The following is a 14,871-nucleotide window of genomic DNA, read 5'->3' on the forward strand; positions in this document are numbered from 1 at the left end:
AAGAATCTGCACCCGCTTAATCGAGTCAACACCCAGATCCGCTTCCAGATCCATCCCGGTGTCAATCATCTCCGCCGGATAACCCGTCCGCTCCGCCACCACACCCAACAAGGCCGAACGCACCGACCCCGCATCCACCACACCCGCCCCGGCCGAAACCGTGACCGCCAAAGCACCGACTCCGTCACTGGACGCCGCGGGAACCACGACGGCGGGGACGAGTGCGGGCTGGGCGGGCGCGGGCTGGGCGGGAACAACCTGGACCGGAGCGGCTGACGCTGGGGAAACCAGCTCCGGTCGCGGTGGCCGACCTGCCAGCGCCGTCGGCGTCGCCACGGCCCGGTCGACGGTGGCCGACACCGGCGCCGAGCCGGTGGATGGCGCCGCGTGCCGGTGAGCATCCCGTTCGATGTCGGCGAGTGCGGCGAGGATCTCGTTCGCGCGGATGTGCGCCCGGCCGATCGCCAGGCTCTGGTCCTTCACCGCCTCGACAGCCTGCGGCAACCACGACGCGTCCTGATCGTCGCGGTGGGCCTGGAGCACACCGACCAACTCGTCCGCGATCCGCAGCTGGCTTTCCAGATACTGCGTGTGCACCGCTACATGCTGCGCAAGGACATCTTGTGACACGTCAACCATAATTGGCGAGCGATTCGGGTCTGATGCAACCGCCTGCGCAACCGGCACCGTCGGCACCGCTGACACGGCTGACACGGCTGACACTGTCGGCACCGCTGACACGGCTGACGCTGTCGGCACCGCTGACAGAGCCGCCGGGACGACCGGTGCCGCGGCAACCGGCGGTGAGACGGTCACGAACGGCGCAATGACCTGGCCCGAGACCGCAGGCTCGCTCGCCGCCGTCCCGTTGGGTGAGGGCGGGTCGTCGACCTGTTGCGCGTCGCTCGCGCTCACATCGGCGGACGACCCGCTACCCCCGGTCGCGTCAATGGTGGATATCTGGTAGCCGTTGTCGAGGGCGGCCTGATAGGCGGCCCGACGTGAATCGGGCACGTACTCGGCACCGTTGAGGGTCACGACCATGCCGCGGGACGGGGCCGTCACCCAGGCGGGGGCGTCGTACCGGTTGATTCCCGTGATCGGTATCCCGAGGACCGCGAGCTGAACCGCGGCCTGCTTCACAGCGACATCGCTGTCACCGAGCGGCCCGGCGTCGGTGGGTATGGCGACCACCCCGGACTCGGCCAACGTCCGCCGCGCAAGCTGGGTCAGCACCTGCTTGGGACCGAACTCGACCAGCACGTTGCAGCCGTCGGCGCGCATCGCCTCCAGGGCCGCGACGAACTCGACCGGCTCCAGCAGCTGCCCGGCCAGCACCCGCCGGTTCGCCTCGACATCCGACCCGTACGCGGCACCCGCCGTGTTCGCATACACCGGCTGTGCCGGCACGTTGATGCGCGCCGCCTCCACCGCCAACCGGAACTTCTCCACCGCATGGGCCACATGACGGGTGTGAAAAGCTGCGGAAACCGGCAGCTGCCGTGCGTTCAACCCCCGCTGCTTACATTCCTGGACCACCTCGCCGACCCCCTGGGTGTCCCCACCCACCACCACCTGGTCCGGCGCGTTGTGGTTACACACGATCACACTCGGGAAAGCCGCGAGGACGTCGGTGACCTGCTCGCGTGTGGCCTGGACCGCCGCCATCGCACCCGGGTCGTGTTCGGGATCGTCGGCCGGTGGCGCCATCGCCTCACCACGGGCGCGCGCAAGGCGGAAAAAGTCCGCGTCGGCCAACGCGCCGGCCGCCCACAGGGCGGTCAGCTCCCCGAAACTGTGTCCGAGGAAACCAGAACAACGCAGGCCCAACTCGGTCAGATACCGGAACTGCCCGACCGAGAGCGCACCGATGGCCGGCTGCGCGTATTCGGTCTGGCGAAGAGCTGTCTCCTGCGCCTGGCGCTGGCCCGCGTCAAAGACGGGTACCGGGTAGATGACCGCGGCCAGACGCCGCGCCGCCCCGGCGAACGAGCCGTTCGCATCATCGAAAGCGGTCGCCACGGTCGGAATGTTGAGCGCCGCCTCCACGCCCATGTCCAGATACTGGCTGCCCTGCCCGGCGAACAACGCGCCGACCTTCAGGTCCGGCAGCTGCCGGCTCCGGAAGAACACCCCGGCCGGATGCGTCCACTGCTCCACGTCCCCGGACGTCGCGAGCTGATCGACCGCCAATGCGCGCAGGCGCTGCGCCGTCTCGTCGTCGGCGGCCACGAACCCGACCCGGGCATGCCCGGCGGGAATCGACGCCGTCTCCTCCCCCGACGCACCCGAACGCAGCACATCCACCAATGCGCTGGTGTCAGGCGCATGCCACAGATACGCCCGAGCCGTCCGATGCAACGCTTTGACGGCGCCACGATCCCCGTTGTGCTCCTCCAACACGACATGGAAGTTCGTCCCGCCGAACCCCATCGCGGACGCGGCCGCCCGCCGCACCGGCCGATACGGGTCACGAATCCACGGCCGGGTGCGGGTGTTGACGTACAACGGCGCGTCAGCAAAATTGATCGCGCTGTTCGGGCGCTCCACATTGATCGTCGCGGGCAGCATCTTCTGATACAGCGCCAGCGCGAGCTTCATCACACTCGCCGTACCGGCCGCACCCTTGGTGTGCCCGATCTGTGACTTCACACTTCCGATCGCCGCGAAATGCCGCTCATCGGTCGCCTCAGTGAGAACACCGTTCAGCGCCGACAGCTCTGTTTTGTCCCCTACCGCGGTACCGGTCGCATGTCCCTCGAACAGCTCCACCGACGCCGGCGAACAGTCTGCATCGGCATAGGCCCGTGCCAGCGCCAGCCGCTGACCTTCCGCACGCGGCGCATAGATACTCTTCGACCGGCCGTCGCTGGACGAGCCGATACCGCGAATCACCGCGTAAACGCGGTTCCCGTCGCGCTCGGCGTCGGCAAGACGCTTCAACGCGAGCATGCCGATGCCCTCACCGACCAACGTGCCGTCAGCGGCATCGTCGAAGGGCCGGATACGCCCGGCTCGTGACAACGCCTGTGTCTTGCTGAAACACATGTAACCGAAGATTGAGTTCTCGGTGTCGGCGCCACCGGCGATCATCATCTCGGCCCGGCCGTCGACGAGCTCCGCCACCGCCACGCGGACGGCGGTCAACGACGCCGCACAGGCTGCGTCGACCGTGCAGTTCATCCCGCCCAGACCGAGGCGGTTCGCGACCCGGCCGGCGACGACGTTCGCCAACAGCCCCGGGAACGAGTTTTCCTCCCACGGCGCGAACGCCGCCGCGTACTTCGCCGCGATCGCCTGCGCATCGGCATCGCTGAGCCCGCAGCTGCGGACGACCTCCTTCAACACGGGGGTCGACAACCGAGCCGCCAGCGGATGCATCAGCGGCACCGGGCCGGTGACGCCCAGCACCACGCCCGTCCGTGACGCGTCATACCACTGCGAATCGGTCGCCCCGGCGTCACGCAGCAGGTCCCGCGCCACCACCAGACTCAACGTCTGCAGGGTGCTGGTGACCTCCAGCTGGTTCGGCGGCAGACCGAACTCCAATGGATCAAAATTTACATCCGGGACAAAACCCCCGCGACGCGAATAGGTCATGTCCGGAACAGTGGGATCCGGATCAAAGTAATCGTCGACGTTCCACCGGCTCGCCGGGACATCCTGGGTGCAGTCCACCGAATCCACGATGTTCTGCCAGTACTCACGGTAGTCATGGGCCATCGGGAACAGGCCCGCCATGCCAACAATCGCGATCGGATTATTGGCCAGACGCCGATCCGCCAGCTTCTCGCCCTCGCTCACAGTCTTCCTCTCCTAGAGGGCCGAAGGCGATGCGATCGTGGTTCTGTCGCATCGCCGGAGGCCGAAGTCCCTGGGTCGCTCAGCGGAAAAATCACGATCGCATCGACGTCGGCCCAACCAGCGGCCTTCTAGTACGAGAGCGGTCCCGACCCGACACCGGCGAAAGCGGATGATCCGTTCAACACCGTCATCCCGGTGGCAAAACTTATGAGATCGGCCGTTTCCTCGGCGAAGCGCCGGTGACCAGCCGGACTCGGGTGCAGGCCGTCCGCCGACCACATGGCCGGATCCGTCCATTCGTGCGCGGCCGCGACGTCCACGCAAAGCGCGCCGGTCCACCCGGCGACCGCACGTAGGCACTCGTTCGCCTCGGCGAAACGGGCTCGCAGCAGTTGACGGAAGGTGTCCGGCAACGGCAGGTTCCGCGGAATATCCGCATACGTCGCGGTGAACATCACCGTATCTGGACCGCTCAGTGTGGTGAAAATCATCTCAAGATTATTCCGGAAACGCACCGCGTCATAGTCTCGAACCAGATCGTTGACCCCGGCGACAAAGCCGATCAGCGGAGCCTTGTTCACCAACGCGACGCCAAGCTGACCGGCAACCACGTCCTGGGTTGTCGCGTCGAAGGTCCCGAGGTTGAGATAGCTGTTGCGCGGGATTCCGAACAGTTCCGCAAAGCGGGGCACCCAACCACCGTACGTCCCGTCCGGTCGCGGATCTCCCCGGCCCTCGACGAAGCTGTCGCCGATAACCGTCAGTCGTGCTTTCGCCATCATCCGCAATTCCCCTGTCATTTCATCCGGCAGGCATCGGCGCGGGCGCTCGCCGGCGAGCTACACCTAAATTGTGCGGAGTAGGCCAAACAATGGTCAATACCAATCCGACATCCCTATTGCTCGATCGAGGGAGACGATTGGCAGTGTCAACGCGGCGGAAATTTCATCTTTCTACCCCGCATTTACCGGTCCATTGTCATGGTGTTCACCGGCGCGTTCCAGCAAATGTGTCTGCGCATGAGCGGCCGCCGCTGCCTTCGTGGAAACCGGTAACCTATTCCGTGACACCCACCGATCCCATTGCACAGGTGCCGACACAATGTACACGACCGGTGGATGTACACGACCGGTGGATGTACACGACCGGTGGATGTACACGACCACCGGTGGATGTACCGGCTCGCCAGACACGGCCCGACGGTTCCGTTGCACCCGCAGCGGTGAGGTCTACCGGGACGGCGCAGGCAGCTGCCCGTCGATGATCCAGGATGCCGCCGCGGACCCGATGATCCCACTATCCTTGATCCATTCGAAGTGGTCGAGGTGCGCGACACCAGCGGAGTCGTCCAGGTGCCAAGGGGTGATCTTTGCGGACCGCATCCTGCCGCAGAGGAAGTCGACATTGGACCGTGGCCCAAGCCGGTCACCGTCCAGGGAGATCGCCAGGACGGGAATGGCCAGCTCACTCAACAGCTGATCGTAGTCCCGCTTCGTACCCCGCGGCTGGTATCGGCTCGTCCGGGAGTGCCGCGCCCAGTCGATCATCACACCGCCTGCCATCGCGCCGCCGATCAGCATGCCGCCGGGCCAGTATCCGCGCAACCTGGCGATCAGACCGATCGTCTGGATCTTCCACAGGGCTTCCCAGCGCTTGGGACCGAAGGCCTTCCAGTAGACGGATCCGGCACCGATGATGCAGACCCCGGCCACATCCTCAGGCGCTGATGCCGCGTAGAGCACGGAGAGCTGACCGCCGAGACTGTGTCCGAACAGATACAGCGGAGCCTGGGGAAACCGCGAACGAACAGCCTTGATGACGGCGGGAAAATCAACCTCGAGGATCTCTCGATAGCCGAATGCCGACTTCTTGTCGAGTCCGGGTGTGCTTTCCCCCTGGGCCCGCAGATCGCACATCGCCACCGACAGACCCGACGCGTGCAAAGTCTTGGCCAGCGGTAGGTAGAACTTCGCCTTGAGCGCCATCGCCGGCAGAATCAGCGCCACCGGGATAGTTGGATCATCCTGTGGAAGCACCCTGATCACGAATGTGACGTTGTCGTCGGTGGTCACCGGAATCGCTTCGAGCGCGGCGAACTCCGATGGGCGCCTGGTGGCGTTGCCGTCCGGCGTGTCACGACCGGTCGAGCTCACTGACATGGGGACTCCCGTCACAGCGTGTGGACTACTGGCGCCTTCCGCGGGCCGACAATGCGTGCGGAAATACGGTCGGATGCCCGTCAGCCAGCCAGGATCTTGCAGGCGAACTCAAAATGGAACCGGGCAACGAGCCCGTCGGCGTCGTCGTAGAGGCGTGCCCTGGCATCCAGATCGAACTGCTCTGGGGCATCGCTGGCCAGTACGCGGCGCACTTCTCGCTCATCCACGGTGGCGATCGCACGGATTCGACCGGCGGCCGGCTTGCGGAAGGTCGACCGGGCATCCCGGACCACCATGTACTCGACCCGGGCCAGCCGGGGCGCCACGGCGCCGGCTGCCGCGGCGGCGCTGGCGATGTCAGCGGCCAGGAAGAGCGCACCCGCATGAACGGTGCCCAGGTGATTGGTGAGGTTCTCACCTTCGGGGATCTCGACGACCGCCCGGTCGGGACCCACCTCGGTGATGGTGACTCCGACGAAGCGGCCGAAGGGAACGAGCGAGTTGGCGATCTCGCGGATGCGCTCGTAGTCGACGATCCCGTTCGTCGCCCCGGCAAAAATCGCGTATCCGGTCTCAGCGCGCGAAAGCTGCGTATCATTCGTCACACTCATCATCCCAACATCCTTGATGGACCAGGCCGTGAACGGATTTCAAACTGATCACCAGATGATGCGGAAAAGACGGTGGAGCCACGGCGCACCGGCGCTGATGCGGATTTCGTACCAGCCGATTCACCATGGATGTTCGATGGGAATGTGACGGCCGGTCACCGATAGGCCCGGAGTACCCGGCGGGCGATGGACCATCGAAGCACCTCGGACGGACCCTCGTAGATTCGGAAGGCGCGCGCTTCGACGAGGAACCGGGCGACGAGTTCGTCCTCGCACACACCCAGCCCGCCGTAGAGCTGGACCGCACGGTCGAGCACCCGCCACACGGCCTCCGACACGAAGGTCTTGGTGATCGAGGCCGCGTGGCGCGCCGCACCGCTGACCGAGCCCTGTTCGTCGATAACGGTGGCGGTCGAGTAGATGAGCGCTCGGGCGGCCACGATATCGATCTCATTGTCGGCAACGTGCGCCTGGGCCATTCCGTGGTCGGCGACGGGTATCCCGAATGCCGTGCGGTTCACGATCCGCTCGGCCGACATCGCGTGCGCCCGGGTGGCCAACCCCAGCCAGTTCATGCAGAAGGTGAGGCGGGAGGGGGCCAGCCGCACCTGGGCATACTCAAGACCGCGTCCAACCTCCCCGAGCACAGCGTCATCGGGAACAAAACAATCACTGAAAGTGACTTCACAGTGGCCGCCCGGGGCGCTGTGATCGAGTGTCGGCATCCGGCGGCCCACCTTGAGCCCCGGGTTGTCCTGATCAACCAGGAACATCGTCGTGCCACCAGGGGTCGCAGCGATGCAGATGGTGAACGCCGCTCCGTCGGCACCGGTGGTGAAGTGCTTCGCGCCATTGATCTTCCAGCCACCGGCGACCTTCTCCGCGACCGTCGCCAGCATCGCGGGATCCGATCCCGCACCTGGTGACGGTTCGGCCATCGCGATGGACGAACGGACCTCACCGCGCGCCAACGGCGCCAGGTACCGTTCCGCCTGCGGTGCGGTGGCGAGGTGGGCAAGAAGGTGGATGTTGCCGTCGTCCGGAGCGGAGGCGCCCACCGCAATCGGACCGATCAGGCTCGTACCAGCGGCTTCCAGGACGCTGGCCTGGGCGCGGGTGTCGAGGCCGAGGCCACCGTAGGCCACCGGCGACAGCGGGCCGAAGACCCCCGCCGCCCGGGCGGCCGTCTGCAGCTCCACCCGGTGCACATCGTCCATGTGACGCCCGGCAACCACGATCTCCCGCTCGACCGGGAAGACGTGCTCGCGGACGAAGATCCGGGTGCGTTGCGCGATATCCGGCGGGCTGGCGCTCGCGGCAGGCACGGGGTTCACGGGGCACACTCCACAATCATTGTCGGGAACCGACCGGACCGGCGGCGTGCCAACACCGCGGGCCCGCCGGTCAGGCGGCCTTGAGCAGACGCTCGTCGCGCGGCGTGCCAACCTCTTCGTAGAGCTTCTCCAGGTTCTCCGGCGCGAAGAACTCCTCGCCGTGGATCCCCCCGGCCATCAGACCGAAGAACTTCTTGGTGTACTCCGGGCTCTGGCTCGTGGCACGCAGGACCGCCTCGAAGAACGGCGGCAGGGTGAGCTCGGAAAGGACGCAGGTGAACTCGAAGGTTCCCTTGCTCCGCTCATCGCGGATCCTCGCGTAGTCCGCCACGGCGTCGTCCACCGGTCGCTCCTGGGACAGCCCCTGGTGCAGCTGGTCCGCGAGGAGCTCGGCGTACAGGAACGCGTCGGTGATTCCCCAGCCGGTGAACGGGTCCTTGTGGTAACCGGCGTCTCCGACCAGCGCCCAGCCCGGCCCGTTGGATCGGCGGTAGTAGTTGTCCGGGTACCGCATGACCCGGAAGTTCTCCGCCCGCTTTCCGTTCGTCCGCAGGTCCTCACCGAGATCGGGTACCACCTCGTCGTACACGGCGTGGAAGCTGTTCTCCACGTCGGCGCGGAACTCACTGAAGTGCTCCCGCCGGCGCAACAGCGACACCAGATGCAGACCGTCGTTGGTCGGCCACGCGCCTATCTGCTGCTGGTTGAAGCTGGTCCGGTGCTGGAAGGACCAGTCAAGATTGCCGAAATACGAGTAGTAGACGAAGCAGGTAGCCGGTACGACACGGTAGAAGTCGGCGCCGACCTGGTCTGCGACCGTCGAGTTCCGGCCGTCCGCGCCGACCACGAACGAGCCGCGAAATTCCTTCTCCGATTCGTCGCCGAACTGGCCACGGATACCGACGGCGCGACCGTCTTCAAAGATCACATTCTGGACGGTGAATCCCTCGACGACCTCCGCCCCGGCCGCGCGGGCCGCGTCGACCAGGATCTTGTCCAGCACCGTGCGACGAGGAGAATAGACCTCGGTGATGCCCTCGATCGGGTCGGCGAAACCCTCGACATGGATGCCGGTATAGGACAGGGTCAGGTGCTTCATCGCCGGGACGCCCGTCGCCGCGACACTGTCGAGCAGACCCCAGTCCCGGAGTCGTGCAAGGCCGGTCTGCTGAATATAGTGCGTCGATATGGTGTCACTCGGGAAGGTTGATCTGTCAACGACGAGGACCCGATGACCGCGTCTGGCCAGGAGCATCGCCAACGATGAACCGGCGCAGCGCGCACCAACAACGATAACGTCGTACATAAAATGTGCTCCTGTCGTCAACTCGGACGAGCTCCGCGGTGCCACGGCACCCCGGCACGAATACGTATTAATTTTCCACAACCGCCGGAAGTGCGGTCAACAACTGTGTCCATACGCCATCGGCCGATTGGTCGACACAATGGATCCGTGCATCGGTAACGGTCGGGAAACGTCAGCGGGAACGGCGGTGCGGTCACCCGTACAGCGCGGCGATGTCCGCGGCGAAATCGCTCTCGATCACCGTCCGACGCAGTTTCATGGAAGGCGTCAGATGCCCCCGGTCCAGGGTGAAGTCGGTCGCGAGCACCCGGAAGGCCCGGATCGACTCGGCCCGGGAGACGAGGCTGTTCGCATCGTCGATCGCGATCTGAATCTCCGCTACCAGATCGGGATCATGGCGCCAGGAGTCGTCGGCCGGTGCCGTTTCCCGGCCCGCCAGCCAGGTCTGGAGGGCCGCGCCGTCAACGGTTACCAGCGCGCTGACGAACGGGCGTGCATCACCGATCACCATGCAGTTGCTCACCAGTGGATGCAGGCGCACGCGATCTTCCAGCGGTGTCGGCGAAACGTTCTTGCCACCGCTGGTGACCAGGATCTCCTTGCGACGGCCGGTGATGTAGAGGAAGCCGTCCTCGTCAAGCCGACCAAGATCACCAGTGTGCAGCCAGGGGCCGTCGCCAGCCTGGACCGCATCACCCTCGGTTGACTGCGCGGCTGGCTCACGGGCCGGCGGCCAGTACCCGGGCCAGTATCCCGGCGAGACGTTGCGGCCGCGGACGAGCAGCTCCTCGTCGTCGGCGATCGCCACCGTGGTGCCCGGAATCGGGCGTCCGACGCTGCCCATCCGGTTGGTGGCCGCGACGTTCACCGTCACCGCCGTGGCCGATTCGGTCAGCCCATAGCAGTTGAGGATCTCCACCCCCAGGCCGCCGTAGAACGCCGCGGTCGTGTCGTCGAGCGACGCGCCACCGGAGATCACATATTCGAAACGACCGCCGAAGGACTCCCGCACCCGGCTGTAGATCTTCTCGTCGAACGCGGCGTGGGCGTCCCGCAGCTGCGCATCCACTTGGCCCGCGAGCCCGCGTGCCCTGGCGAGCCCGAATTCGATCGCGATCCGCTCCGCCGCCGCGTCGACCACCCCGACACCGCCTGCCGCCGGTTCACGGACCCGCTTGCGGATCTTTTCCAGCGCGTACGGGACGAGCGCGAGGAACGTGGGCCGGAACGTCGGGAACTCGGCGATCAGCTCCGGCACGCCCGGCAGAAGTCCCGTCCGGGTGCCGGCGTACAGGCAGGCGATGAGGATGGTCCGACCGAAGACGTGCGAGAGCGGCAGGCCCAGCAGGGTCGTCGCCTGCTCTCCCCGCACACTGCGGAACAATTGCCCGGTGTGCTCGACCGTGTTGGCCGAGGACGCGTACATGTTGCGATGGGTGAGCATGCATCCCTTGGGTACCCCGGTGGTACCACTGGTGTACACAATCGTCGCAAGGTCGTCGGCACGCACCCTGCCACGACGATCGTCGTACTCGGCGTCTAGAGGGTCAAAGGGCGCGCCCGGAGACCGCAGTCCCCGGAGTGCTGACGGCCCGTCCTGATCGCCGTCGTGCCAGGCCTCGACCGTCTCCAGCAGCCAGACATCGGCCCGCAGGCCACTACCGCCGATCTGACGGAGCTGGGCCTGCTGGGCCTCGGTCTCGACAAAACACCAGCTTGCTCCGGAATCGGTGAGTACATGCCGCATCTGCAGTTCCGAAGCCGTCGGGTAGATCGGAACCGTGACCGCACCAATACTGAGAACCGCGAAATCGACGACCGCCCACTCGTAGCTGGTTCGGCCCAGCACGGCCACGCGGTCGCCGTGCGCGACGCCGTGGGACAACAGCACCTTGGCAACGGCCTGGACGTACCCGGCGAACTGCCGGCAGGTGAAATCCTGCCAACCGGCAGCGGTCTTCCGACTGAGCACGCAGCGGTCCGGGTTCATCCGGACGCCTTCATCTACCAGTAAGGACAGGCCCCGGTCAGCGGGAAGCACGACGCCCTCTCCGGACTTGTACTGCTGCATCTCAACCACCTACTCGCGGCGACGACTTCCGATGTCAGTGTCTGTTTCGAAGGTCGGTTTTAATTCTTGAAGAACGGGTCGGTGCTGACAATATGCTTCTCCTGAACGATTCATTAACATACGCCGTTGCGCAGGTCTGCGCGGCGCGATCACACCAGGCAGGACGCACCCCAGCATGCCCAGAACTGGTGGGCAGCCACCGTCAAAGGGTGTGAAACGGTCACGATAATGTCAACCAAAATTCGAGGTGTTTATCGCCGGATTGCCGGATTCAATCACAGACCCCGACGGTGACCAACGGCCGGTGCACACCTGCGGCCTGCTCATACGCCCGTACGGATCATTCCCTTCGTCCGCATGAGGAACTCCGCCAGATAGCCGTCGTGCGGGATTCCCGGCCGTAGCCAGACCGTCGCATTGTCCCCCAGGTACAGATTTGTGATCGACGGCTCGTCCAGCAGGTCATCGATAAGATCGCTACGCGTAGTCATCGCCGTGAGCACCAGCGAGTCGCGCAGCGGCGCGATGCCGTCATCGGGGTGCCATGGGCCGACCCAGACACATGGGAACGGGAGCTCGACGTTCAGTTGCGGTGCTGTACTCGAGTCGACCAGATGGACCGCCGGGCGGAGCACCGAACCGCCCGACGGCAGTTCATCGACGATGGTGTCGCCGCCGAGGACCGGCCGCGCATCAGCGGCCACCGTGTGCAGGTAGCGGTCGACCTCCACGGCGGACTCCGTCGGTTGCACGGTGAGAATCGCCTCGGGATCGTCGGCCGCCAGACTCGGGATCCGGCCCAGCGTGACCGCGAGCGCCTGCGCGAGGGGTTCGGGATCGCCCTCGACCAGCACGGCGGTGGCGCACGTGCAGGCGGTACCGCCGAGGTGGCTGACCGAGCCCGCGATAATGTCGATCTTCTCACGCCAATCGACGTCAGCAGTGACGAGGATCTTCGATCGGCCCGGACCCTGGGTGAGCACGTGGGGGTTGGCGCGGTACTTGTCGACGACGTCCTGGCCGCCGTACACGATGGCATAGTCGGCCTCGGCGATGATCACGTCGGCGACGGCGTAGTCGCTCGGCAACAGCGTCACCGCGGCCGGTGGGAAACCCGCGTCGCGCAGCGCGCTTACCAGCCGGAAGGCTGTGAACGGCTCGCGGGCCGAGGGACGTACCGCCACCTTGTAGCCCATCGCCAGGGCCTCGGGCCACAGCCCGTGGACAGCCGGCGTGTTGCCGGCCGCGTGGACCGCGAAGAGGTCACCCCGTCGTGTCCACACGGCGGACCCCGCGAGGGTCTGCGGGGCGCGCCAGTCACCGACCGCCCCCCGGGGCATCGCCAACTCCAGCGTGCGGCGTTGGGAGCGCAGCACGTCCGCGACCCACTCGACCGACTGCCGGACGACGGCGAGCGGAACGCCGGACGCGGTCGACACCAACTGCGCGTAGCCGTCAGGGTCCAGACCGCCGATGGTCGCATCCAGGTACAGATCAGCAGCCTTCGTGAGAGCGGCCAGCCGCTCGGCACCCGGCATGACGGCGGAGCCCCGCATCGCGGCGAATGTCCGTCGCACATACAGCGCAGGCACCTGGCTTATCTCGCCGATCTGTGCACCGGACAGCGCGGTCAGCGGCTGGCGCTCCCGGGAACGGTACGGTCCCGCCGGGCCGAGGGCATCGATGTAGACCGGCTCGCCCATCAGTAGACCCCTTCAATAACCGAGTGGTTGTCGAACGTGGTGACGGGCCCGACGTCGGCGACCGCACAGCCGAGCGCGCCGGGCAGCGGCTCGGCCATCAGCGCGACGTCGCGCTCACGATTGTTCGGCATCAGCGCGTACTTGCTCAGATGGTTCATCACGACCTGTCCCCGCTCGCCGACCTCCACATCGGCACCGGTCTCGGGGTCCACGACCCGGAACACGATGTACGGGCTGGGCGGATCGAACACCGCCAACCCGCCGGGGAGCTCCTCGGGCCGCTCACGCGACATCCCAAGAATCGTGGTACTGCCGTACAGGCCCTTGAGTGGAATCCCCGGAAAGATCTCCTGTTTGAAGATGTCCCGCGAATCGGCATCCATGTGCGCGCCGCTCCAACAGATGAACCTGATCTGCTTGCGAACCAGTTCAACGAGTTCGGCGCGGCGCGCGATACGTTCGAGCAGCGGCGGCGTCGTGACGAGGATTCCGACGGACTGAGTGCTCAGGATCTGCGCGGCCTGGTCGATGAGATGCTCGGCGTAGCGGTCGGCGTCCGCCGTGTCCCCGCGCGCGATCAGCTGCTTGATCCAACGGGGATCGAGGTCGACGGTGAACTTCACACCGTGGTGGCGGCGCGCCCGCCGGCTGGCGAATTCCCCGAACATGTGCGGCCCGCTGGGCGTGATGGCCAGGGTGTTCATGGTGCCGAGGTCGGCGTAGTGGAATTCGTCCCAACTGAGGGCAAACTCCATCCAGCGGTCGAACATGACGAACCGCTTCGGCGTTCCGGTCGTGCCGCCGCTTTCGTAGATCCCGGCGATCTCCCGGTCCGCGCCTTCGAGCCCACGCGGAATCAGGTCCTCGACCGGGATGTCCCGGAATTCGTTGATGACGTTCGGGAACAAATCGAGATCCGCGAACGTGCGAACATCCGCGACGGGGTCGAAACCCAGGCTCCGTGCACGGCGCAGCCAGTACGGACTCCCGGTCTCCGCGCTGAAGTGCCAGGCCATCAGCGCGGAGATGTATTCATCGGGGTCGACGGCCGCGTCGCCTGCTGCGGTGAGGTCCAGAACGGCGGAAAACATTCGCGGCCTCCGGCTGCGTGCGTCGTGTAGGTCGGCGCGGGTCATCGTCTCGCAGCCGGCCGCACACACACCACGATAACCGCGATGTCTATCAGACGATTGGCGATTCCGTGCGGGTCAGCCGGATGAGGACCGACGCCGGGCCGACAGCCGGGCCGACAGCCGGGCCGACGCCGACACGGCCGCACCGGGTCGCGGCCCCGGACGAACGGCAACAGTTCGTTCACCACCCGGCCATCGTCACGGAGCTCCGACTCAACGATTCCCTCGTACAATCCGGTGAGAATGGACAGTCGGCCGGAGTCGATCCGAAGGAGGCGGAACCCGTGCAGGTGAACGGTGCGAAAGAGGAATACCCGGCGCTGAACCGTATACGCGAACTGCGGGAACTGCTGGCGCACGGAATGGCGGCCGGGATCGGGGTCGGCCACTCACTGGGTATAACACTCGAGTCGGTGGAGAAGGGCCGGACGGTGTACACACTCACACCCTCACCGGCTACGGCCAACGCCATATACACCGTGCACGGCGGTGTTCTGGCGACCCTCATGGACACCGCCATGGGAAGCGCGATCTTCACCGAGCTCGCCGATGGAGTCCTCTACACCACACTCGAGCTCAAGGTCAACTTTATTCGTCCGGTGAAACTTGACGGCGATCAGCTCACCTGCGAAGGCCGGACGATCAACATCGGGAAGCGCACCGCGCTCGCGGAGGCACGCGTGCTCGACCCCGCCGGCAGGCTGATAGCCCACGGAACCAGCACGTGCATGCTGATACGCCCCACGGATG

10 protein-coding genes are annotated in these 14,871 nt (G+C 66.0%); 1 reads left to right on the forward strand and 9 read right to left on the reverse strand.

Annotated features, from left to right (window positions below):
* The 9 genes from U9979_RS15230 to U9979_RS15270 all read right to left on the reverse strand — a co-directional run.
* On the reverse strand, positions 1-3,804 hold a 3,804-nt coding region (locus U9979_RS15230), incomplete at its 3' end, for a beta-ketoacyl synthase N-terminal-like domain-containing protein (protein WP_322779899.1).
* A gap of 128 nt (positions 3,805-3,932) precedes the next feature.
* A complete protein-coding gene (locus tag U9979_RS15235; RefSeq protein WP_322750597.1) occupies positions 3,933-4,583 on the reverse strand; it encodes an SGNH/GDSL hydrolase family protein in 651 nt (216 codons plus the stop codon).
* A 450-nt stretch (positions 4,584-5,033) separates the two neighbouring features.
* Positions 5,034-5,963, reverse strand: coding sequence for an alpha/beta fold hydrolase (locus tag U9979_RS15240; protein WP_322779900.1), 930 nt, complete (start codon positions 5,961-5,963; stop codon positions 5,034-5,036).
* A gap of 80 nt (positions 5,964-6,043) precedes the next feature.
* Complete coding sequence (locus tag U9979_RS15245) at positions 6,044-6,574, reverse strand: YiiD C-terminal domain-containing protein (RefSeq protein ID WP_322750594.1); 531 nt, start codon at positions 6,572-6,574, stop codon at positions 6,044-6,046.
* Between the two features lie 155 nt (positions 6,575-6,729).
* Positions 6,730-7,899 (reverse strand): acyl-CoA dehydrogenase family protein, encoded by a 1,170-nt coding sequence (locus U9979_RS15250; protein WP_416210688.1) that lies wholly within the window; start codon positions 7,897-7,899, stop codon positions 6,730-6,732.
* Positions 7,900-7,978: 79 nt separating this feature from the next.
* The gene (locus tag U9979_RS15255) at positions 7,979-9,214 is read right to left on the reverse strand and encodes an NAD(P)/FAD-dependent oxidoreductase (protein WP_322750592.1); all 1,236 of its coding nucleotides are present in this window, start codon (positions 9,212-9,214) and stop codon (positions 7,979-7,981) included.
* Between the two features lie 193 nt (positions 9,215-9,407).
* Positions 9,408-11,285 (reverse strand): long-chain fatty acid--CoA ligase, encoded by a 1,878-nt coding sequence (locus U9979_RS15260; RefSeq protein WP_322779901.1) that lies wholly within the window; start codon positions 11,283-11,285, stop codon positions 9,408-9,410.
* Positions 11,286-11,608: 323 nt separating this feature from the next.
* Positions 11,609-12,988, reverse strand: a complete 1,380-nt coding sequence (locus U9979_RS15265; RefSeq protein WP_322779902.1) for an aldehyde dehydrogenase family protein — start codon at positions 12,986-12,988, stop codon at positions 11,609-11,611.
* Complete coding sequence (locus tag U9979_RS15270) at positions 12,988-14,079, reverse strand: phenazine antibiotic biosynthesis protein (RefSeq protein ID WP_322779903.1); 1,092 nt, start codon at positions 14,077-14,079, stop codon at positions 12,988-12,990. The genes U9979_RS15265 and U9979_RS15270 overlap by 1 nt, the downstream gene beginning before the upstream one ends.
* 326 nt (positions 14,080-14,405) lie before the next feature.
* Here U9979_RS15270 and U9979_RS15275 point away from each other — a divergent pair.
* A partial coding sequence (locus U9979_RS15275) for a PaaI family thioesterase (RefSeq protein WP_322779904.1) occupies positions 14,406-14,871 on the forward strand: 466 nt, incomplete at its 3' end.

Source organism: Protofrankia sp. Cas4, from assembly GCF_963555915.1.
GTDB lineage: Bacteria > Actinomycetota > Actinomycetes > Frankiales > Frankiaceae > Protofrankia.